Below are 20,931 nucleotides of genomic sequence, written 5' to 3'. Positions count from 1 at the left end.
CGGGGGGGGGGGGGTGCGGGGGGGGGGGCCGGCCACGGCCGGACTCGCTGACGCCGGGCCTCATGACCGCCCCGCATCGCACCTGGGCTGTGTGGGGATGCGCTTGAGGGGCGCCGCGCGGCGGCCACAACTCCTCGGTGAACGTCACAGGGCGGAACCATCGGGGAGCGTGAACGCGTAGGCGCGCTGCGCTGCGCAGCCCTGGCAGGTACCGGCGAACCGGGAGAGGAGGTGATCCTCCGTCCGGGAGATGATGTTGCGCCAGAAGCAGCGGAACTCCCCGCATGCGCAGGACCGTTGACTGACCTCGGTGAATGCGCTGGTGTTGGAGTCGTGGCCGTCCTCGGCCGGCGGCTGCGGGAGTGCGTCGCCACTTCCGGCCTCGGGCAGTCCGAACTGCCTCCGCCTCCACGCAGCCTCTTCGGAGGTGAGGAGACCCTGCCCGGCGCATTCGAGACACCGGCCGGGCCCCGCGTTGCTTCCCGAACACCAGCATCGCCCGTAGCCGCCGCTGCCACCGCTGTAGGGCCTGCCTTCGCAGAGCAGGCACACCCCCCAGCCATGACAGTCGTCGCACAGGACACCACTGGCCGTGCTGAGCGTGAAGGGCGGCTGACCCAACTGCCGTTCGGTGTACACGACCGGCGTCCAGCCGGTGAACGACAGGATTCCGGGCCCGTCGCCCTCGTAGACCCTGACCTCGAAGTCTTCGCGCCGGACCACCGCCCCGCTCTCCCCGGCATGCTCCGGAGACCGTTGACGCACGTCCCAGCCGGCCGCGTTGAAGACGTTCAGGACGTCGTCGAAACGGGGGAACGAGGGACGATCGTCCCCGCCGACGCAGACAAGAATGAGGAAGCGGTGACCGACCGGCTCCGGGTCGCGCAGCCGTACCGGGTCCGTCCACTCACGGACCACCACCGGGCGGCGGTCCGGGTACAGCGCAGAAGCGATCTCCAGCAGTTCCCCTTTGAGCCACACCGCGCTCTCCGGAACGGCGAGCACGCCGCCAGGTCCCTGTTCGTCAGCCGGATCGGTCGTATCGGCCATGGTGAGGTGTCGCCGCCCCTCTTCCGCTCGGAAACGCCCATGATGATCCCACCGCACCGCCCCTCCGCCTGACGGCGAGTAACGCTCACGGGCCGACGCCATGGGACGGACTTCCACCTCGATGATGGCCGACTGCTTCCCCGCCCCTGCCTCTGCCCAGGCGAGGGAAGCCCCGAGGGGTACTGGTCCACGCCCGAGCGGCCCTCGTGATCCCCTGTTCCGTCAGTGCGTTCAAGGTAGTTGACCGCACCTCGGCCTGCCGGAGCAGGCTGGAATGTGTGACCCCGCCATGGGCCGGCGGGACCGCCGCCCCTGCGGGTCGGGAGCCGAAGGTCCCGAGCCGAAGGTCCGGAGCCGAAGGTCCCGAGCCGAGGGTTGACCTCAAGTCGGGTTGTGCTTCTAGGTTCGGGTGCACCGATGTCGACGTACCCGAGAGGACGAGCCATGAGGACGCTGGTGTTGGGAAGGGCGCCCGCCAGAGTGACGGAGGTGCTGGCCACGCTGCGCGCGGACGGTTTCGAAGCGGAGGGAGTGAGCACCGACGAGGAGGCCCGGAAGCTGTTGGAGACCGAGGAGTTCGCTGTGCTGATCATTGGCGGGGGTGTGGAGCCGGACTCCCGCGCCGCGATCAAGGAGTTCGCGGCGGAGCACCGGGTGCGGCGGGTGATCGACGGCGCGCTGTCGGAGCCCTTCGACGCCTACGTGCGGCGGGAGTTCGAGCCACTGATCCGGGAGGTGGCATCCGAGGACTGACAGCCGGTCCGCCCTGGCGTTCGGTCCGGCGAAGCCCGCACCTGCGCAGCACCGACCGGACGAACCGCTACCGGCTCCGTCCGGTGGACCACGGGCGGAGTCGGAGTCGCGTGTCGTGTGTGGTGCGCCGTGTGTCCATGGCTGTGCGGGTGCGGGCTTCGCCCGGGACGTCAGGCGAACGCAGTCCTCAGCGCCGACCACGCGACCTTGGGATCAGCCAGACCGTGGTAGATCGCAGGGATCTCCTTGTCCACGCCGAAGTGGTGGTAGATGGCCGTCATGGCCCCACGCACGGAGTACTCGACGGTGAAAACGACGTCCTCGGGAATCTCGACGAACTGCCCGAGGAAGGCGAAGTTCTGCGCACCGGCAGGGACGACGAGTGGCCGGTCGCCGACAACACGTCGCTGGAACTGCGCGTCGATGTAGGGCATCTGGACGGTGGTCACCTCGGTGGTGGCACGGACCTCGTCGGCGATGTCGTCGAAGCCCAGATGACCGAGGAGTTCGTCGAGGATCTCCGCGCCGGTGCAGTCGTCCATCTTCTTCGGCACGTGGTCGCCGGGAACATCCCCGAACAGCGAGTACCCCCACAGGGTGTACGTGTTCTCCGGCTGGTCGCGGAAGTGCGGCTGGGCCGGCACGACGACCGACAGCAGCCAGCGTGAATCCTTCCACGTCATCAGGGCGCCCTCGCCGGGCACGTTCCCGGTGTACTCCTGGATGCGGTCCAGGAGGGCGCGGCCGGTCATGGTGAGGGTGAAGGACTCCCACTTCGTCTCGTCGATGTTGCCGCAGAAGGCGGTGGGACGGCCGAAGTCCGGTGCCTTTTTGGCGATCGACTCCCACAGTTGCCAGGAACCGTCCCGCTTGTCCCGGACCAGCTCCGGCACGGTGGCGCGGTCTCCGTAAGTGGTGTCGGAGGTCATCGATCCGATCGTCAGGAATGCGTAGTCGTCGTCGCCGAGTTCGACGCTCTCCGCCGGGGCACCCGCGCGCTCCAGCTGCAGCCGCGAGACGCGACGGGCATCCGGACCGGAGAACTCGACTCCGGTGACGGTCACCCCGAACTCGGTGCGTACACCTTGAGCTGTGAGCCACTCCTGGACCGGGCGGATGACGGAGTCGTACTGGTTGTACCTGCTGCGCCGCACACCGGACAGCGTGTGGATGCGGTCGAATTCCTGGACGAAGGCGAGGAAGTAGCGCTTCAGCTCGATCGCCGAGTGCCAGGTCTGGAAGGCGAACGTGGTGCGCCACATGCACCAGAAGTTGCTCGCGAAGAAGTGCGGCTGGAAGAAGTCGTCGATGCGGCGGGCCCCGATCACCCGCTCGGGCAGCGCCAGCAGCCGTGTCATGTCGGCGCGGTCCCGGGCGTCCAGGCCCAGCCGGGAGGCGTCGGCGATCGTACGGTCGCCGTTGATGATCCGTGCCTTCGCGAGGGTGGGGTGCTCGATGTTGAACGCGAGCATCTCCTGGCGTACCGAGACCGCCGCGTCGTCCAGGGTCGGAATGGACTCCAGCAGATTCCACAGGCAGACGTAGTGCTCCTCTTCGAACATGCGGCCGCCACGGGTGACGTATCCGCCCTCGGCCGTGGGTGCGGGCGCCCCGTCCATCGACCCGCCCGCGATCGGCAGCTGTTCGAGGATGTGGATGTTCTGCCCGGGCACCTCCGCGTCCCGTACGAGGAACGCCGCCGCGGCAAGGGAGGCGATGCCTCCGCCCACGAGGTAGACCTTCGAGTTCTTCGATGCGGGCACGTGAGGACCTCCGGTTCGTCGGGCACGGGGCGCGCACATCCCGTCCCCTGCCCGGACGTGCACGCCCGGGCAGGGGACGGGATCTGGCATCAGGGACCTGGGATCTGGGATCAGGGGGTGACGATGGGGAAATTGGGTTCGGCGGTGTCGAGGAAGCCGACGAGCCTCTGGAGGACTGCGGGGTCGCCCTGCGTGGTGATGCCGTCGAGCCCATGGCCTGCGACGACGCCGAGCAGCTGGGGCTTGGTCAACGACAGGGTGAGGTCGGGGCTGCCGGTGGTGGGGGCGCCTTCGCTGGTGCGGTAGGTGAGGGCCCCGTTGGACAGCGTCAGGTGCCAGGTGCGGCCGAGGTCGGTGAGGTGCCAGTCCATGGTCAGACCGGTGTCCCAGGCGCGGGGGCCGTCGATGCGGATGGCGAGGGTGTCGATGACCTGGTCGACGGAGAGCGCCATGGCCATCTCGGGGTTGCCGAGGTCGATACCGGTGGTTGCCAGGGTGCCGCGGAGCTCCATCGCGGCGGTGAGGTAGAAGTTGCGCCAGGTGGCGTTCTCCGCGCCCTGTCCGAGCCGGTCGTAGACACCGGCCAGGGCCTCGCGCGCCCCCGCATGGCCGGGTTCGGCGAAGACCGCGTGGTTGAGGAGGGTCACGGCAAAGCGCAGATCATCGGCCTCCGCATACTGCTGCCCCTTGGCCACCAGGGCCTCGATGCCGCCGTAGTCGGCGGTGAACCGCTTGGCCAGCTCGGTCGGCGGGTGCTCCCACAGGTGGGCGGGGTTGCCGTCGAACCAGCCCATGTAGCGCTGGTAGATCGCCTTGACGTTGTGGCTGACCGATCCGTAGTAGCCACGGGCGGCCCAGTTCTTCTCCAGCGCCGGGGGCAGGGCGAAGCCCTCGGCGATCTCCGGACCGGTCTGCCCCTGGTTGAGCAGGCGCAGGGTCTGGTCGTGGAGATAGGCGTAGAGGTCGCGCTGGGCGCTGAGGAACGCGGTGAGCTCCTGCTCACCCCAGGTGGGCCAGTGGTGCGAGGCGAAGACGACGTCCGCCTGTCCCTCGAACATCACGAGGGCCTCGTTGAGGTAGTGCGCCCAGATGCGGGAGTCGCGGACGACCGCGCCTCGCAGGGTGAGGACGTTGTGCAGGGTGTGGGTGGCGTTCTCGGCCATGCACAGTGCCCGGTGGTCGGGGAAGAGGAAGTTCATCTCCGAGGGGGCTTCGGTGCCGGGGGTGAGCTGGAAGACGATCCGCACCCCGTCCAGGGTGAGTTCCTGACCGGTGTGGGTGATGTCCACGGTCGGGGCGACGAGGCTGACCGTACCCAGGGAGGTGGCGTTGCCCAGTCCGCAGCCGATCTGTCCCTCGGGGTTCCTGGGCAGCCGCATGCCGTACATGAACACCCCGCGGCGGCTCATGGCGTTGCCGGCGTACACGTTCTCCGCCACGGCGTGCTCCATGAACCCGGACGGCGCGATGACGGGGATGTCGGTGACCCCGTGAGGGACGATGGCGCGGGACCCGCCGAAGTGGTCACCGTGCGAGTGGGTGTAGATCATCGCCGTCACCGCGCGCTCACCGCGGTGTGCCCGGTACAGGGCCAGACCGGCCGCGGCGGTCTCCACGGACATCAGCGGGTCGATCACGACGACGCCGCTCTCCCCCTCCACCAGCGTCATGTTCGACAGGTCCACGCCCCGGACCTGGTAGATGCCCTCGGTCACCTCGTACAGGCCGCTGCGCGCACACAGCCGGCCCTGACGCCAGAGGCTCGGGTTCGCGGTGTCGGGGCAGTCGGCGTCCATGAAGTCGTACGCCGAGGCGTCGAACACCACCTTTCCCGACTCGTCCTTCACGACCGGATCCGGCAGCGCCGCGATGAATCCGCGATCGGCGTTCTTCTCCGCAGTGGTGTCCTCGAACGGCAGGTCACTGACACGCATGGGCTCTCCCCGGCTCATCTTCATGAACACGTACGCAACCCATTCACCTGCACAGACCACTCGGCCGCTCGGACGAGTAGCCCGTACGGGTGGCACCCGCCGGTGCCACCCGCACCACTCGGGCCCGACGGGGCACCGCGTGCACGCGCCTGCTCGACTGCCTCACCCCGCGGTCCGCCGGACCTGACCCCAGGGTTCGCGCGCCGACAGCCGCCACCGGCCTTTACTCCGTGCGGAGCGCCGTGGCCGTACGGGTCTTGGCCGCCCAGCCCGCCGGGAGCATCGCGCCCAGCACGGCGATGGCGATGCCGGCCAGGCCCAGCAGGATCAGCTGCCCGGGCTCGTGCACCTCCAGGATCGACGGCGGCAGATCGGTGCCCCCCGCGTGACCCATCACCGCCAGCACATAGCCGTCAGCCCCAGCGCGAAAGTCGCCGCGACCGTGCCGAAGGCCACCGCGAGAAGCAGTGCGAGCGCGCGGACCGGGTGGGCGAAGGGGCTCGAGAGGCCGTACGGTCAAGACGCATGCTGGCCGCATCCTGTCGAAGCTGGACCTCCGTGACCGCGTACAGGCCGTGGTCCTCGCGTACGAGACAGGGCTGATCGTCCCGGAGAACGGCGCCTGAGCGCTTTCACGCGTGAGGAGTCGGCGGTGCCGGGCCGGTGCGACGGGTTCCCGTCGAGCCCGGATCTCCGGCGTCCGTTGTCAGGTGAAGTGCCGGCCCCGGTGGGTCACGGCGGGGGATCTTTTGTCTCGCCAAGGGGTTACGCAGGCAACCTTCCGTGGGCGCCGACCGTCATGTACGGCATGAAAATCTCATTTCTTATACACAACGCATATGGGATTGGAGGGACGATCACCACTACGTTCAACTTGGTTCGAGCGCTGGCCGATCGGCACGACGTGGAGATCATCTCGGTGCTCCGGAGCCGGGAACGGCCGAACCTCACACCCGACCCGCGCGTGCGGCTGAGGGCCCTGGTGGATCTGCGGCACGAGAAGAACGACCCGCGGCATCTGACACCGGCGAAGGTCTTTCCCTCGTCCGAGTACCGCTACCGGGAGTACAGCGCGCTCACCGACGAGCGCATCAGCGAGACGCTGGCGTCGCTCGACGCGGACGTCGTCGTGGGCACCCGCCCCGGCCTCAATGTCCACCTGGCCCTCCAGGCCCCCGCCCGGGCGGTGCGGGTCGGACAGGAACACCTCACGCTCGACAACCACCCGCCGCGGCTGCGCAACGTGCTGCGCCGGATCTATCCGCGCCTGGACGCGATCACCCCCGTGACGGAAGCCGACGCCGCCGCCTACCGACGCAAGATGCGGCTGCCGGGCGTACGGGTGCAGGCGCTGCCCAACAGTGTCCCGACCCCCACCCTCCCGCCCGCGGACGGCCGTGAGCGCGTCGTGGTCGCCGCCGGACGGCTGGTTCCGGTGAAGCGTTTCGACCTGCTGATCGAGGCCTTCGCCGCGGTCGCCGCACAGTATCCCGACTGGAAGTTACGCATTTACGGCAGAGGCGAGGAGCAGGATCGGCTGCGTGGACTCATCGACCGGCTCGGGCTGTACAACAACGTTTTCCTGATGGGTGCGGTGGCCCCGATGGAAGCCGAGTGGGTCAAGGGCTCGATCGGGGCGGCGACCTCCGGTTTCGAGCCCTTCGGTATGACCATCGTCGAGGCGATGCGCTGCGGGCTGCCTGTCGTGAGCACCGACTGCGCGTACGGTCCCGGCGAGATCATCGCCCCGGGTGAGGACGGCAGGCTGGTTCCCGTCGGAGACCGGGACGCACTGGCCGGCGCCCTGCTGGACCTCGTCGGCGACGACGAACTGCGCCGGCGCATGGGGCGCACCGCGCTGGAGAACTCCCGGCGCTACGCCCCTGCCCCCGTCGTGGCCCAGGCCGAGCGGCTGTTCGGGGAACTGCTGGCGGCCCGGAGCGCGGGGCGGCCGGCGCGCGGGACGGAACATGCCCTGGTGAGCAGCGGTTACGCGACCAGGGACACCGTGCTCGTCGCGGCCGGCAGTGTCGTGAGGGCCGTACGGAAGGCGCGGCGATGAGCGGCAGTGACGGCGGGGGCGTGAACGGACCGGTGGAGAAGCCCCGCGGGGAGGTGACGGTGGACGATCAGGGGCGGTTGCTCGTACGCGTACGGTTGCCGCTGCCCGCCTCGGCACGTCCCCGGCTGCTGCTTCAGCGGCGCCCGAAGAAGGGGAAGCCGGAGGAGACCGGCCGCTACGTCGAGCTGGAGCCCGCGGGACAGGACCAGTGGCGGGCCGTGGTGGAGGCGGCCCCTGCTCTCGATGAAGGCCGCTGGGATGCCTACGTCGTGGACGCGCCGGGGGATGAGCGCACACCGTTGCTGTCCGGCCTGCGTGATCTGCGTGCACTGGTGTCCGGCGGCGACGGGCGGGCCACGCCGGTGGCGGTCCGGATCCCGTACGCCACCGAGGACGGCCGGCTCGCCGTACGGGCCTGGTGGCGGGCCACGCACGCGGAGGCCGGCCGGATCGTCCTCGCGGGTGACTCGATGACCGTGCATGCGCGGCTGTTCGGCGCCCGGCTGGGTGAGGGCGCGGCGGTGTCGCTGAACCGACGGGGGCAGGACTCCGACGTACGGCAGACCGCGCTCCGGGCCGAGGGGGGCCAGGACTTCTCGTTCACCGTCGACTACGGGGACCTCGCGGCGGAAGGCGGGGGGCCGGGTGCCGGGGAGGCACCGGTGTTCTGGGACGTGTACGTCCGCCCGGCCACGGGCACGCCGCGGATCAGGGTGGCCCGGCTGCTGGACGACATCGCGGACCGCAAGACGGTCTTCGTCTACCCGGCCGCCGTGCTCGGCGAGGTATCGGCACGTCCGTACTACACGGTCGACAACGACCTCTCCGTGGAGGTCGCACCGCGCCGCGCTCGGTGAACGCCGTTGCGTGGCGGCGGGGTTGAGTTACCCACAGGTGGCTCCGGCCCGCCGCCACGCAGCGTGGGCGGCACCGGGCGGTGACCGGAATCAGGCAGCAGTCTCGCCCTCACCGCCTTCGTCGTGGTCACGTGCGTTCCCTGGCCGGAGCACATGATCGGACGACGTCCGTTCCTCCGGTGCATGCCGGCCCTATGATCACGTTCGACGGATCGTGCGAGGCACACGTGGAGGCGCGATGCCAGAGATCGCTCAGTGGCTCAGGGACTGGCATGCCGCACACGAACAGGCGCTCCGCTCCCGTGGGATCAGCTCGGCGGTGAAGCGGCCGGCCCCGGGAACCCCTTCCCGCGGGCGCCCGAAGGCCACGGCTGTGAGCCTCACGATGGAATCGGACGAGCGCACCGGAATGGTGCTCCTGTGGGAATCGGGGGCCACTTCACTGCTCTTCATCGACACCGCCACCGAGCACACCTGGCAGGACCGACAAACGCTCACGTCCGAGAACGACCTGCCAAGGATCCTGGCACCTCTCGTGAAGCTGGTCGAAGCGGCTGCCGTCGACGGAGGTCGGAGAACGAGCTGAGAACGGCTCGACGCGTTCTGTGAGACGCATCGGAACCCTCTCGGAACCGGCCGTCCGCCGATGGCCGGGCAGCGAAGCGGACGTGTTTCCCGGTGAGGCGCGGGAGGGAAGCCCCGGCATTCGCTGTGGAACGGGACGTACAGCTGCCGGAAGGCGGTGACGCCGAGCCGCCTTCAAATTCAGTACCGCGGCCGTCCCGTCGGCCCCATGTCCTGCGAAGGCTGCGCTCGCCGCTTTCCGGGAGCAGCCGGTGAGTGCCGAACGTCCACGCCGGACCTTCTCGACAACCCCGCCGCCTGAGGCATGGACTCGCGGGTCGGAGTGCTTGGACTTTTCGATGCCCGCGCCTCGGCGCCCGAAGTCCCCACCTGCCCCTTCTGTCGTTCATCCGCCACCGCGCGGCAACAGCCCCGATCGAGAGGTCTACACCTCTTGACGGTGTGAGGGTGCGCCGCAACCCTGTGTGCACCGCTCCTGGAACGTTCCGAGGGCTGCCTCCACCGATCGGCGAAGGCAGCTCCTGTCCCTTTTCACGCCCACCCCCCCCCGGAGAGATCTGTGAATCAACGGAAACCGGCGCGTAGAGCAATTCTGGGCAGCTTCCTGCTCATCCCACTTCTGTCCGTCACCGGCACTTCCCCCGCCGCTGCGGAGGTCAACACGGCACCTCCCGGCGTGGTGCCCGCTCTGCAGCAGTGGACCGGTGGCACGGGCAGTCTCACCCTCACCTCGTCGAGCCGCATCGTCGTCCCCCCTGGTGCGCCGGCCGCTCTGCGGTCGCTGGCGGCCCAGGTTGCCGCCGAGGCTGCCGAACTGACCTCCTTACGACTCACCACGGCCACGGGAACCCCTCGTACGGGCGACATCTCCCTGCGCATCGACGCCTCCGCCGACTTCGGCTCCGCGAAGACCGAACTGCGTCCCGAGGCGTACCGTCTCACCGTGACAAGCGGCTCTGCCGAGATCGTCGGAGGAGGCCGGAAGGGCGCCTACTACGGCACCCGCACTCTTCTGCAGGCGGTCCTCGGGTCAGCCAACGGCGACAGCATTCCGGTCGGCACCGCCGTGGACTATCCCAACTACGCCGTCCGCGGCTTCATGCTCGACGTCGGGCGACGGTACTTCACGCCCGAGTTCATCAAGTCCTACCTGCACTGGATGGGTTGGCTGAAGCTCAACACCTTCCAACTGCACCTCAACGACAACGAGATCCAGGCTCCGGGCGGTGATTGGTCGCAGGCCGTCTCCGCCTTCCGTCTCAAAAGCAGCAACCCCGCCTTCACCGGACTCGGCGCTGACCAGGGGTACACCCGGCAGGACTGGAATTCCTTCGAGGACACCGCCGCCGCCAACAGCGTCACGATCATTCCCGAGATCGATGCCCCTGCCCATGCGCGGGCCTTCGTCAAGTTCAAGCCCGCGATCGGCCTCGACGGTGGCAATTCCGACCACCTGGACCTGAGCAATCCGGCCGCCACCGAGTTCATGAAGAGCGTCTACGCCGAGTTCGTCCCGTGGTTTCGCGGCCCGACCGTGCACATCGGCATAGATGAGTACCCGACGTCGCTGGTCTCGCAGTACAAGTCGTACGTCAACACCATCGCCCCCTACGTGCGGTCGCTGGGCAAGAAGGTCAATGCCTGGGGAAGCTTCAGCGCAATGTCCGGCGGCGGCGCGGGATACGACAAGAGCATGGTGATCAACAGCTGGAACAACGGCTGGTACTCGCCCAAGGCGGCTGTCGCGGACGGCTACAAGGTCATCAACTCCAACGACGGCCTGCTCTACGTGGTCCCGTTCGCGAACTACTACCACGGCCAGGGACTGGACGGCCAGTACATCTTCAACAGCTGGGAACCACACGTCTTCGGCGGGACCAGTGATCTCACAGCCCAGGATCCGATGCTCCTCGGCGCCATGCCGGCCGTGTGGAACGACCTTGTCCGCGCTACCTACACCGAACTCCAGGTCCACGGCCTGGTCGAGAAGAGCTTTGCCGCACTCGCCCAGAAGATGTGGTCCGGCACTCGCGCAGGCACCAACTACTCCGCGTTCCTGAATCGGGTGGGCACCGTTGGCCAGGGCCCGGGAACCGGGTACCTTCCCGACACGGTCGTCAAGCCCGAGCCGACACCCGGGGACCTTGCCTTCAACCGGGCGGCAACGGCCTCGTCGTCGGAGACGGCGAGTCTGGTGCCGTCGAACGCCGTGGATGGCACCTCCAGCACTCGCTGGGCGAGCCAGTACACCGACAGTCAGTGGCTGGAGGTCGACCTCGGCAGCCCTCAGTCGTTCTCGAAGGTCAACCTCGACTGGGAGTCGGCCCACGGCAAGGACTACGACATCCAGGTCTCCGACGACGGTACGACGTGGCAGACCGTGGCTCAGCGCCGCGGCCTGGCCGAGGCCGGCGTCGACACGCTCACGTTCCCTGCCACCACGGCTCGCCATGTCCGTATGCAGGGCATCACCCGCGCCACCGGCTACGGCTACTCCCTCTACTCCTTCGAGGTCCTGGCCTGAGCGCAAGGCTCGACGGAGAGCGGGGTCACCGCCGTTCGCGGTGACCCTTGTTCTCCCAGGGCGCCCGGCCATCCCGTTGGCCCGAACTGCGTCCTCCCGTCCGGCAGGCTGCCACGCGGCTGTCTCTCCGACGTCGCCCGGACCACCCCTGTTGAAAGCCGCAGCGCAGGGGCGCCCGCGCGGTCGCCCCTGCGCTGCGGCTACGGGGCCGGGTGCTCGGGGTGCGGCCGGGCAGGCTAGTTTGCTCGGATGAGTCTCCTTGATGATGTGGCCGAGCGCGACGGCTGGCGATGCTGGGTATGTGACGAAGCGGTCGACCCCGACGAGTCGGTGAACGACCCGCGAGGACCCAGCGTCGACAGCCGGACCGCCGACCGGAAGGCGAAGGTCGCCGAGCGGCTCGCACACCGCGGATGCAACACCCGCAAGGGCGCGGTCAAGGTGGCCATCGCCTGGCCGGACCACCTGTACGTGGTCGAACCCGCGCCGCTGATCACCGTCGCCGGAAGGCTGGAGCGCAAGGGTGGCCGCGAGATGGTGGCCCGTTGTCCGACCAGGCGGGACGCCCAGGAGGCGGCGGACTGGCTGGTGGACCGGTTCTCCCGGCTGGTACCCGGGCTGCCGGTGACCGCCGGCATCGAGCCGGGGGGCGGCCAGTTCCTCGTCACCCTGGCGACCGGCCGCCGCTGACCAGGGACCACAGCGCACACTCGCTTCGAACTGAACCGTCGGCCCGCCCCGTCCTGTCCTGTCCTGGCACGAGCCGACCCGCGTTACTCGCCCGGGCCCGGCTACGGGTCGAGGTCGCCGGTTTCTGGTTGCCGGTTGCTGGTTGCTGGTTGCTGGTTGCTGGTTGCCGCAACTCTGACAGTGCCGAACCGGAATGACAGCGCATGCTCCGCGGCCGGGATCCACTCCACTCATCGGCCGAACATGGCTCGCCTCCAGGCCCACACAAATCAAGGTGCCACACGAGTCAAGGTGCCCGATCGGGCACTCCACGTCCCGCGTCATCGGACGGGCGCAGAAGCCGGCAGGGAACGAAGAGCCGCGTACCGCGTCGCCTGCGACGGCAGGGCAGTCGGCGTCGGCACCCCTGGATCCGCAGTTCCGAGCCGGCCGATCACCCACGGTGGGAGCCCCGGGCGCTCCCGCGCCGGGGCTCTGCTCGGGGCCGGGTCAGCTGGGCTGGTCTCCGGTGTAGCGGTAGATGCCGCCCGCGGAGTTGACGCACCACACGGTGCCGTCGGCGGCAGCGCCGATATCCACGGCGGCGCCGGGGATTCCGGTCCAGGGGTTGGAGTCGTGGTTGGTGTAGCGGTAGATCTGGTCGGAGGAGTTGATCCCCCACACGGTGGTCCGGGAACCGGCGGTGATGCGGGTGAGTCCGCCGGCGACGCTCACCCAGTCGGTCGAGCCCTGGTCGCCGGTGTAGCGGAAGATGCCACCGGCGGAATTCACGTGCCACACCGTGCCGTCGGCCGCCACCCCGATGTCGACCGCCTTGCCCGGAATTCCGATCCACGGGTTCGCGTCGTGACCGGTGTACCGGTAGATCTGCCCCAGGGAGTTGATCCCCCACACGTGCGTCCGCGACCCGACCGAGATGCGGGTCAGTCCGCCGGCGACGCTCACCCAGTCGGTCGAGCCCTGGTCTCCCGTGTAGCGGAAGATGCCACCGGCGGAATTCACGTGCCACACCGTGCCGTCGGCCGCCACCCCGATGTCGACCGCCTTGCCCGGAATTCCGATCCACGGGTTCGCGTCGTGACCGGTGTACCGGTAGATCTGCCCCAGGGAGTTGATCCCCCACACGTGCGTCCGCGACCCGACCGAGATTGTGGTGAGTCCGCCGGAGATGTTCTTCCAGTCAGCCATGCCCATGCCCTTTACGTTCGGATGTGATGCTCGGTACGTGCCGAGCATCGGGGACACCCGTACGGAGTCATAGACCGATGGGCCGCTAAGATGACCTATAAATCGCCGTTTGTCATTCCCTTCCCCCCTTGGCGCACCGGCGGAGGACGGTTGGCGCCGGTCCCGGAAGTCCGAAATCGCAGTAACCCACAGGGGAAAACTCGCGCGCCGAATTGACAACTGACGTCGGCCCGGCTCCCCTCTCCCGCCGCGATGATCGTGCTGTGAGGTGATGGCTCCATGAGTCATTGCCTGAGCCGCCGGTGGTCACGTGAAGTCCGCAGGAGTCTCGGACCGCCGAGTACGCGCATGCGGGATTCACGTGGTGCGGCCGTACACGTCCCGGTGGATGAGGGCGGCCTGAGCCCGGCCTGCGTCACGGTGTTGCGTATGGCGGCTGCCCGGCGGGGCCGAGCCGCACACAAGTCGGGCAGCACGGGTGAGGCCTGCACAGAGCCGGACCGGGCCACCCTTCCTCCGGCTCCGGACCGCACCCACCCGGACCTCAGCTGATGTCCCCGCCGTGCCGGGGCTTCGGAGCACCGGGGGGCACGAAGCACGCGGTGACGGTCTTGCCCGACGCCTGGGGATGCGTGGCCCAGCCGTCGGCGAGCGCGTCGACGATGGCCAGTCCGCGTCCCCCGGTCGTCGTAAGGTCTTCGGGCTGCTTGGCGGGAGGCAGGGGGTCGGAGTCGTGGACACTCACGTGCAGGCAGTGGCCGTCCCAGGTGAGAACCAGCTGGGCGTCGCTGTGCGCGTGCACGTGTGCGTTGGTCATCAGCTCGGAGACACTGAGCAGTATCGCGTCCACCGTCTCGGTGGCGGCCCCGGTCCACTCCAGGGACGCCAGGTGCTCCCGCGTCCACCGACGGCCGGCCCGCACACCTTGCGACACCGGAAACGACTGGGCCCATCCCATCGCGCGCAGCGACGTGTCCTTCGCCATCGTCCCTCCCTCACTCCGCTCTCCTCCCCCTCCTACCCCCTGTCCCGGGGCACACGCGGCAGCCCCGGCACACAGCCCGGCCGGCGCCCGAGGCCGAAGCGAAACGGGTCTGTCCCGGGGACCGGACGGGCGGACGGGCGGACGGGCGGACGGGCGGACGGGCGGACGGGCGGACGGCGAAGGCTGCGCGGGCCGCCCCCGCCCGCCGGCTTGAGGCCGCACTCCGACCGACCGCGTGCGGCAGTCGGCTCGCACCGCCGCCCCGGTAGGTGCCGCGCAGCTCGATCCCGTGGAAGCACGCGCCGACAGGCCGGCTGCCGTCCGTCTGCTGCGCCGCGGCACGCCCCGCCCCATGCTGGAGGCGTGCGGCCGCGGGGACGTTTCCCTGTGTCAGGAACGGGCCATGCGGGCGGCGAGAGCCGCCCGGGTGGCTACGTCCGTCTTGCGGAACACCCGGGAGAGGTGGGTCTCGACGGTACGCGGACTGAGGTAGAGCCTGGTGGCGATCGCCTGGTTGGTGAGGCCCTCGGCCGCCAGTCCGGCGACCTCTCGTTCGCGCGCCGTCAAGGAGGCCAGCCACGGCGGGGCGGTGGAGGACGTGCTGGGTTCGGACGGCCGCGTCATCTCCGCCAGGCCGACCAGCAGGCCGGCCCCTCCGCCGGTGGCCAGCCGGTGGCCCTGCTCCCACATGGCCGCGCCGCGCGCTCCGAACCCGGCAGCCGTCATCACCGGGGCCGCAAGGAGCAGCGACCGCGCCTCCCAGAACACCGCACCGGACCGTGCGCACAGCGCCGCCGCCTCGGCGAGCAGCGTCGCCGCCCCGGCGGGGTCGCCTTCGTGCAGGGCGAGCTGCGCCGCGCTCCGCATCGCGGAGGCCCGCTGCACGGGCAGCCCGAGCTGCTCCGCTTCGTCGCGGGCGCGCTCGGCCCATGCGGACGCCGAGCCGACGTCCCCCGTGGCGAGAGCCGCCGTGACGAGAAGTTCCGACAGCAGGGGGCGCATCGAGGGTTGCAGGCCACCCAGGTCTTTGCCCCCGGCCCGCAGGAGGGCGTCCCGGGCGCGGTGGGGGTCGCCGCCGGTGAGCGCGGCGTAGCCGAGCATGCACCACGCCATGGAGGCACGCCAGTTGTCGCTGGGCCCCATGGTCGCGACGGCCTCCTCGGCTGCCGCCAGTGCCTCCGGGTCACCGGGGGCGGACGCCGCGATGCGAACCTGGGCCTTGTTGGCCAGAACGAAGGCAAGCAGTTCGCCGCTGCCGATGCCGCGGGCGATGTCCTCTGCCTCGTCCGCGAGTTCGCAGGCCGACGGCAGCCGGCAGGTCTGGATGCGTACGTGTGCCTTGCACAGCAGCAGGAGCGGCAGGAGGTAGACCTGCCCGCTGCGCCGGGCGATCCCGAGGCCCCGGTCGGCATGGCGCTCGGCATCGGTGAAGCGGCCGAGGAACGCCTCCGCCCAGCCAAGTCTGCCCAGCGGTTCGCACAGCGCCGTGAGGTCGTCGTCGGGCAGACCGTCCAGTAACCCGGCTGCCTGCACGGCGTACGCGCTCGCTGCGGCAACGCCGCCCTCGTAGGCCTCACCGAACGCTGCGACCGCCAGTGCCCCCGCCTCGCCGAGTTCGTTGCCGAGGGTGCGGGCATCCGCGAGGGTCCGTGCGACTTCGCCCCGCATCCGGGGATAGGAGGCGTTGTGCGGTGCGGACGAGCTCAGTTCCAGTCCGATCGAGACCCGGTCGGCCGGCGAGAGCTCCGGGTGCCCGCTCAACTCGCGGCGCAGGAGCGCGATCGCCTCGGGGTATCTTCCGAGGTGCCGCTCCGTCAGGGCGCACAGTACGACCGCCGACGTCCTGACTCCGGCCTCGTCGGGACCGGCCGTGCTGATCACCTTGTGCAACAGGTCGCGGCTCTCCCGCAGCCCACCGGCGACACCGAGGGCGCGTGCGCGCCGCAGCATCAGATCGCGCCGCTCGGCGCCGCGTTCGACCGTGTCGGGCAGCAGCCGGAGTGCGGCCCGGAGCCAGTGTGCGCTGCTCGTCGGAGCCGTCGACGCGGTCTGCTCGGCCGCCTGCCTCAGTACGGCGTACGCCTGCGGGTCCCACGTCGTCACCGACCGTTCGACGTGCTGCGCCACCTCGACGGCCGGCGCACCGCTGAGGGACAGCTCGACGGCGGCTGCACGATGGATCTCGACGCGCCGCCGGGCGGTGGTGGACTCGTGGACCAGGGTCCGGAGCACCGGGTGGCGCAGCATCGTTCGGCCGCCCGGCCCCGGCCGCACGAGGTCTCGTCGCGCCAGGGTGTCCAGATCGTCGTCGAGCTCGGCATCAGTACGTCCGGTCGCGCTGCGGATCACCGGGGGCACGGCGTGGTCGCCGAGCACGGCGATCGCCTCCAGGGTCCGGTGCTGCGTCGGGGTCAGCGGGGCCAGCTCGTTCAGCAGCAGCGCCTCGAGTCCGGTGGGCAGTTCGCCGACGCTGTTCCCGGCGGAGGCCGGGGAGGACGTACGGCGACGCGCGGCGTCCTCGCGGTGCGCGTGCAGGAGGGAGAGGAAGTAGAGCGGATTGCCCTCTCCTGCGGCATACAGTTGCGCGGCCCGGTCGCGCGGCAGATCGGGGGCGAGCCCTTCGATGCACTCCTGTTCCGCGAGCGGCGCCAGACCGATCCGGAGTACCGCCCCGGTGTCGACTTCGCGGGTGAGCGCCGCGGTGAGCGCGGTCGGAGTCTGGCGGTCCCGGCGGGCGACGACGAGGGCGACCGGGCCGGGTACGGGATGCCGGACGAGATGGTCCAGCAGCTCCAGTGACGCCGGGTCCGCCCAGTGCACGTCGTCCAGCACCACCACCAGGCCTCCTGCCCGGCCGAGTTGAGCCAAAAGCGCTGCCACCGACCGGTGAAGACCGAAGCGGTCGGCGGCCGCCGGCACCGGTCCCGGGGACGGCTCGGCGCCGCGGCCGCCGCGGATCCGGGAGACCGCGTCCAGCAGGTTGGATGCATGCGGCGGGCGGTCGTCCAGATCGGCGAACGCGTCGGCGAACGGATGGAACGGGAGGTGCCGCTCGTACTCCGCCGCCCGGCCGCGCAGCACCGTCACCCCGCGTCGTCGTGCGCGCAGGCAGAGCTCCGCCAGCAACCGGCTCTTGCCGATCCCTGCCGCGCCGGTGATGTCGACGAAGGGCGGGGCCCCATGGCCGAGTCGGTCGATCACTGTGTCGAGCAGCCCCAGCTCGGCCGTTCGGCCGACGAGGGGACTCCCGCCGCCGTGATGCCTGGCAGCGTCTTCCGGTGCTCCCGCGCGTGTGATCTCTCCACCGAACTCCACGGCATTGTCTATCACGTTGAACGGAAGACTGTTCGGTAGTCGTACGTACACCGTGTCCGGCAATTCGGTCGAGGGCCCGAGGCCCTGCGTCACCCCGCCCCTCAGGCGAACAGGGCAATGGCGATCGAGACGAGGATGCCCACCAGGATGCCGAGGACGAGGGCGGCGAACTCGACGGCGATGAAGACGAGGACGTAGTCACCGTTGTGGCTCCACGTGCCGGCCCGCGCGCAGGCCCGGAACGACAGTGACAAGGCGAGGAACGGTGCGAGGATGACGCCGGTGACGGTGATCCACGTACCCAGCGCGTAGCCCGACAGCTCGTGGGCTCTGCCTCTCGCCAATCGCACCTCCACGGTGCTGCCGGGCTCGTGCGACTCGGCGGCCCTGTCCAGCGTGATCCGCCGCCGGGGCTCTCCCGCCGCACGCGGCGTGTACATGCCTCGGCAGTCGGTGCCGTCCAGATTGCCCTGCTCGTCGGTGGCCTCGTAGCACGAAGTGATCGTCATGACGCCGTCCACGGGGCCGAACCCCAGGACGGCCGCCAGGTGCGGGGCCGGAAGCAGCCAGATCAGCCACCCGGCGACAGCGAGACTGACCACCGCTCCCGTCAGGCCCACCCTCCGCTCCCATCTCCCTGCCGTTCGCGCCACACCGCCCGCCCTCCTCGAAGGCGGCCGCCGCACTGACCGCCCGTGCTGTGTACGACTCCCCGGACCGACCACGACCCTCCCACCCGTCACACTCCCGCGAGTCCGTGGTTTCGCTGACGTGCCCTACGTAATTTCGGGATGTTCGCGGTCGGCCGCCCAGCCATTACGTGGCGAAGTACGTGGTTACACCGACGCCCCCGGCAGCGGATCCTGCGAGCATCGGCCCCCGTGTCGCAGCGCAGCCACGCGCCCGTCGCTGTCGGCATGCGGATGATTCACCCGTCGAACAAGAGGTGCTCCCGTGTCACACCGCGTCCCCGTTTGCCACATACTCGGAGTGGTCCTGGCGCTGTCCCTCGCCGGCTGCGGATCCACGGCCGACAAGGACCCGGACGTCCCGGGCCCGGCGTCCGCGGGCAGTACGCCAAAGCGGGACGCGGCCAATGAGGGCGCGTCCGGGGATTGCCCCGACAAGCACTCGGTGACCGTGCAGGACGACAAATTCGGGGGGACGGCGGACATCGATCTGTGTACGCGTCCCGAAGTGCGCCGCACAGCCGTCAGTGCGGCCTGGGCCGGCGTCTACAGCAACCCCACCGTGAGCCCTCCCCTCAACATCATGCCCGTCTCCTGCACGGGCGAGTCCGAGGACAGCTGCAAGGTGATCAAGGTCGGTGATCCCGACCTGTGCAATCAGGCGAAGCCCGATTGCCACCCGCAGCGCGGCGAAGAGGTACCTGTGCTCTGTTCCTCCGTGGACAGACTGAACTCCGACACGCTGTACTACGGCGTGCTCCTCGACAGCAAGCGCCTGCTGGCCATGGGGACGGATCACGACCGCAGCTACACCAAGGACTTCACCGACAAGGGAGACATCTCCGTGGGCTACGTGGATGCCCGGCAAGTGGAGAAGGTGCAGGGCGAACTGCCCGCCTGCGACGGCACTCTGCTCCACGGCTCGGGAGCCCGCACTCTCGGCCAGATGCAGGGTCTGCCCCTCGACTGATTCCCGGTCGCCCACCCTGTTCCCTGCCCGGGGCCGGGGACGGCTCATGCACGATCACGATCCACGACTGGAGTGCTGGAGCACTTCCCCGGATGGACCCGGCCTCCCCCGGTCCCCGCAGCAGGGCCATCGCCAACTCCACGAATTCTTCCCACTACCGAGTCACCGACAGGCTGGAAGGGCAAGGAACTCCGCGCGGTCGGTCGCCGGAGGGCAACCACCGGCCAGACGCAATGCTGGCTGCTGTCACCATGGCGAAGCCCGCCGTGGGGTGGGTGATGAGGGCGGAGTATTTCGCGCCGCGGCCCCTTCCTTGGGGCGGACCGTCCCACTGGCTCATCGGCCTTGCACGAGCAGGGTGACGTGGCGTCAGGACGTGGCGGACACGGCAGCATCCGCCGCTGTGTGAAACACACGTCGCCCCGAAGGACATCAGCGGATGAGCAGCATCGACGAGACCGCCCTCACAGGCTCGCCGGGGCCCGGGCTCAGCTCTTCGCGGAGGGTTCCGTGACGTCGGCATCCCGGGTGGCGGCCCAGGACGCGAGGAGGCGCAGTCCCTCTTCGGAGGGCGAGCCGGGTTCGGCGGTGTAGACGGTGAGGGTCAGGCCGGGTTCGGCGGCCATCTCCAGTCCTTCGTAGGCGAGGGTCAGTTCGCCGACGGCCTGGTGGTGGAAGCGTTTCGTGCCGGTGCCGTGGTGGCGGACGTTGTGGGAGCCCCAGCGGGTTCGGAAGTCGTCGCTTCGGGTGGAGAGTTCGCCGACGAGGTCGTGCAGGCCCTTGTCGTGGGGGTTGCGGCCGGCTTCGGTGCGCAGGATCGACACGGCGACATCGGCGGCCTGTTCCCAGTCGGGGTAGAAGCGCCGGGATGCGGGGTCCAGGAAGTTGAACCGGGCCAGGTTGGCCTGGTTGTGGGGCGCGGCGTAGAGGTCGTCGTAGAACGCGCGGGCGAGCTGGTTCGTGGCGAGCAGGTCCATGCGGCCGTTGCGCACGAAGGCCGGGCCGGCGGTCACCGCGTCCAGGACCCATTGCAGGCTGCGGTGCGCCTTCCACTGGGGGGTGCGCCGCCGGGGGCGGGTGAGGGCGTCGGAGCCGTCCGCCGCGTGGGCGAGGTTCAGCAGGTGGGCGCGTTCGGCGTCGTCGAGCTTCAGTGCGCGGGCCAGGGCCTCCAGGACGGGCGGGGAGGCGCCGGCCAGGTTGCCGCGCTCCAGTTTCGCGTAGTACTCCACGCTCATGTCCGCCAGTGCGGCGACTTCGCTCCTGCGCAGCCCGGGCACCCGGCGCCTGCTGCCTGAGGGCAGTCCCGCCTGCTCGGGGGTGATCTTCGCTCGCCGCGAGGTCAGGAACTCGCGGACCTCTGCTTGGTTGTCCACACCTTCGACGGTACGTCCCGTACGCGCCCACAGCGATGTACTGGCAGTACACCCCTTGACCGTGCCTGGCTCCGCGCGCCGGGAGCGGGTTACCTGGATGAGGTGGTGCTTTTCGTCCGGCCCGGCGACGAGAGCATCAGGCTCTTTCCCCGGCGACGGCCACTCCCCCGGTACGTCGCCCCGGCTCGCAAAG

At 69.8% G+C, this 20,931-nt stretch carries 16 protein-coding genes and 1 pseudogene; 8 read left to right on the top strand and 9 right to left on the bottom strand.

All coding sequences use genetic code 11. From position 1 onward, the window contains the following. Positions 1–144: 144 nt before the first annotated feature. Positions 145–1,050 (bottom strand): hypothetical protein, encoded by a 906-nt coding sequence (locus ABT025_RS25990; protein ID WP_350999113.1) that lies wholly within the window; start codon positions 1,048–1,050, stop codon positions 145–147. Positions 1,051–1,494: 444 nt separating this feature from the next. On the opposite strand from ABT025_RS25990, the gene ABT025_RS25985 reads away from it, so the two are divergent. Then, complete coding sequence (locus ABT025_RS25985; RefSeq protein WP_350999111.1) at positions 1,495–1,803, top strand: hypothetical protein; 309 nt, start codon at positions 1,495–1,497, stop codon at positions 1,801–1,803. 170 nt (positions 1,804–1,973) lie between these two features. Here ABT025_RS25985 and ABT025_RS25980 read toward each other — a convergent pair whose 3' ends face one another. The 3 genes from ABT025_RS25980 to ABT025_RS25970 form a co-directional block, all read right to left on the bottom strand. Then, on the bottom strand, positions 1,974–3,566 hold the full coding sequence (locus ABT025_RS25980; RefSeq protein WP_350999109.1) for an oleate hydratase: 1,593 nt from the start codon (positions 3,564–3,566) through the stop codon (positions 1,974–1,976). Between the two features lie 110 nt (positions 3,567–3,676). Beyond that, on the bottom strand, positions 3,677–5,500 hold the full coding sequence (locus ABT025_RS25975; protein ID WP_350999106.1) for an alkyl/aryl-sulfatase: 1,824 nt from the start codon (positions 5,498–5,500) through the stop codon (positions 3,677–3,679). A 223-nt stretch (positions 5,501–5,723) separates the two neighbouring features. Then, positions 5,724–5,894 carry a hypothetical protein gene (locus ABT025_RS25970; RefSeq protein ID WP_350999103.1) on the bottom strand — a complete coding sequence of 57 codons (171 nt, stop codon included), beginning with the start codon at positions 5,892–5,894 and terminating at the stop codon, positions 5,724–5,726. Between the two features lie 118 nt (positions 5,895–6,012). Between ABT025_RS25970 and ABT025_RS25965 the strand changes: the two are divergent. The 6 genes and pseudogenes from ABT025_RS25965 to ABT025_RS25940 form a co-directional block, all read left to right on the top strand. After that, positions 6,013–6,126, top strand: a pseudogene (locus ABT025_RS25965) (LuxR C-terminal-related transcriptional regulator); the annotation flags it as partial. Between the two features lie 182 nt (positions 6,127–6,308). After that, positions 6,309–7,562, top strand: a complete 1,254-nt coding sequence (locus ABT025_RS25960; protein WP_350999101.1) for a glycosyltransferase family 4 protein — start codon at positions 6,309–6,311, stop codon at positions 7,560–7,562. Beyond that, positions 7,559–8,419, top strand: a complete 861-nt coding sequence (locus tag ABT025_RS25955; RefSeq protein ID WP_350999098.1) for a hypothetical protein — start codon at positions 7,559–7,561, stop codon at positions 8,417–8,419. Before ABT025_RS25960 ends, ABT025_RS25955 begins: the two co-directional genes overlap by 4 nt. Positions 8,420–8,657: 238 nt before the next feature. Continuing rightward, positions 8,658–9,005, top strand: coding sequence for an immunity protein TriTu family protein (locus tag ABT025_RS25950; RefSeq protein WP_350999096.1), 348 nt, complete (start codon positions 8,658–8,660; stop codon positions 9,003–9,005). 675 nt (positions 9,006–9,680) lie between these two features. Continuing rightward, positions 9,681–11,528 (top strand): glycoside hydrolase family 20 protein, encoded by a 1,848-nt coding sequence (locus ABT025_RS25945; RefSeq protein WP_350999093.1) that lies wholly within the window; start codon positions 9,681–9,683, stop codon positions 11,526–11,528. Between the two features lie 249 nt (positions 11,529–11,777). After that, positions 11,778–12,218 (top strand): hypothetical protein, encoded by a 441-nt coding sequence (locus tag ABT025_RS25940; protein WP_350999090.1) that lies wholly within the window; start codon positions 11,778–11,780, stop codon positions 12,216–12,218. A gap of 489 nt (positions 12,219–12,707) precedes the next feature. Here ABT025_RS25940 and ABT025_RS25935 read toward each other — a convergent pair whose 3' ends face one another. From ABT025_RS25935 to ABT025_RS25920, 4 genes are all read right to left on the bottom strand, one after another. Further along, complete coding sequence (locus ABT025_RS25935) at positions 12,708–13,412, bottom strand: tectonin domain-containing protein (RefSeq protein WP_350999088.1); 705 nt, start codon at positions 13,410–13,412, stop codon at positions 12,708–12,710. A 538-nt stretch (positions 13,413–13,950) separates the two neighbouring features. Next, the gene (locus ABT025_RS25930; protein ID WP_350999085.1) at positions 13,951–14,391 is read right to left on the bottom strand and encodes an ATP-binding protein; all 441 of its coding nucleotides are present in this window, start codon (positions 14,389–14,391) and stop codon (positions 13,951–13,953) included. Positions 14,392–14,781: 390 nt separating this feature from the next. Continuing rightward, positions 14,782–17,757: an ATP-binding protein gene (locus tag ABT025_RS25925; protein ID WP_350999116.1), complete on the bottom strand. Its 2,976-nt coding sequence runs from the start codon at positions 17,755–17,757 to the stop codon at positions 14,782–14,784. Between the two features lie 50 nt (positions 17,758–17,807). Further along, positions 17,808–18,326, bottom strand: a complete 519-nt coding sequence (locus ABT025_RS25920) for a hypothetical protein (RefSeq protein WP_350999082.1) — start codon at positions 18,324–18,326, stop codon at positions 17,808–17,810. A 334-nt stretch (positions 18,327–18,660) separates the two neighbouring features. Here ABT025_RS25920 and ABT025_RS25915 point away from each other — a divergent pair, with 334 nt between their 5' ends. Further along, the gene (locus tag ABT025_RS25915; protein ID WP_350999079.1) at positions 18,661–19,365 is read left to right on the top strand and encodes a hypothetical protein; all 705 of its coding nucleotides are present in this window, start codon (positions 18,661–18,663) and stop codon (positions 19,363–19,365) included. Between the two features lie 488 nt (positions 19,366–19,853). On the opposite strand, the gene ABT025_RS25910 is transcribed toward ABT025_RS25915, so the two are convergent. Next, entirely contained in the window at positions 19,854–20,738 is an 885-nt protein-coding gene (locus ABT025_RS25910) for a helix-turn-helix transcriptional regulator (protein ID WP_350999076.1), read from the bottom strand. Positions 20,739–20,931: the final 193 nt, after the last annotated feature.

It is taken from the genome of Streptomyces sp. NPDC002809 (assembly GCF_040295435.1).
GTDB lineage: Bacteria > Actinomycetota > Actinomycetes > Streptomycetales > Streptomycetaceae > Streptomyces.
The sequence above is the reverse complement of the archived record's forward strand: the minus strand, read 5'-3'. Positions and strand labels throughout refer to the sequence as shown.

Bases quoted from the DNA above. Each gene is read 5' to 3' on its own strand.
- ABT025_RS25990 (WP_350999113.1), bottom strand. From the start codon at position 1,050: ATGGCCGATACGACCGATCCGGCTGACGAACAGGGACCTGGCGGCGTG.
- ABT025_RS25985 (WP_350999111.1), top strand. From the start codon at position 1,495: ATGAGGACGCTGGTGTTGGGAAGGGCGCCCGCCAGAGTGACGGAGGTG.
- ABT025_RS25975 (WP_350999106.1), bottom strand. From the start codon at position 5,500: ATGCGTGTCAGTGACCTGCCGTTCGAGGACACCACTGCGGAGAAGAAC.
- ABT025_RS25970 (WP_350999103.1), bottom strand. From the start codon at position 5,894: ATGGGTCACGCGGGGGGCACCGATCTGCCGCCGTCGATCCTGGAGGTG.
- ABT025_RS25960 (WP_350999101.1), top strand. From the start codon at position 6,309: ATGAAAATCTCATTTCTTATACACAACGCATATGGGATTGGAGGGACG.
- ABT025_RS25955 (WP_350999098.1), top strand. From the start codon at position 7,559: ATGAGCGGCAGTGACGGCGGGGGCGTGAACGGACCGGTGGAGAAGCCC.
- ABT025_RS25950 (WP_350999096.1), top strand. From the start codon at position 8,658: ATGCCAGAGATCGCTCAGTGGCTCAGGGACTGGCATGCCGCACACGAA.
- ABT025_RS25940 (WP_350999090.1), top strand. From the start codon at position 11,778: ATGAGTCTCCTTGATGATGTGGCCGAGCGCGACGGCTGGCGATGCTGG.
- ABT025_RS25935 (WP_350999088.1), bottom strand. From the start codon at position 13,412: ATGGGCATGGCTGACTGGAAGAACATCTCCGGCGGACTCACCACAATC.
- ABT025_RS25930 (WP_350999085.1), bottom strand. From the start codon at position 14,391: ATGGCGAAGGACACGTCGCTGCGCGCGATGGGATGGGCCCAGTCGTTT.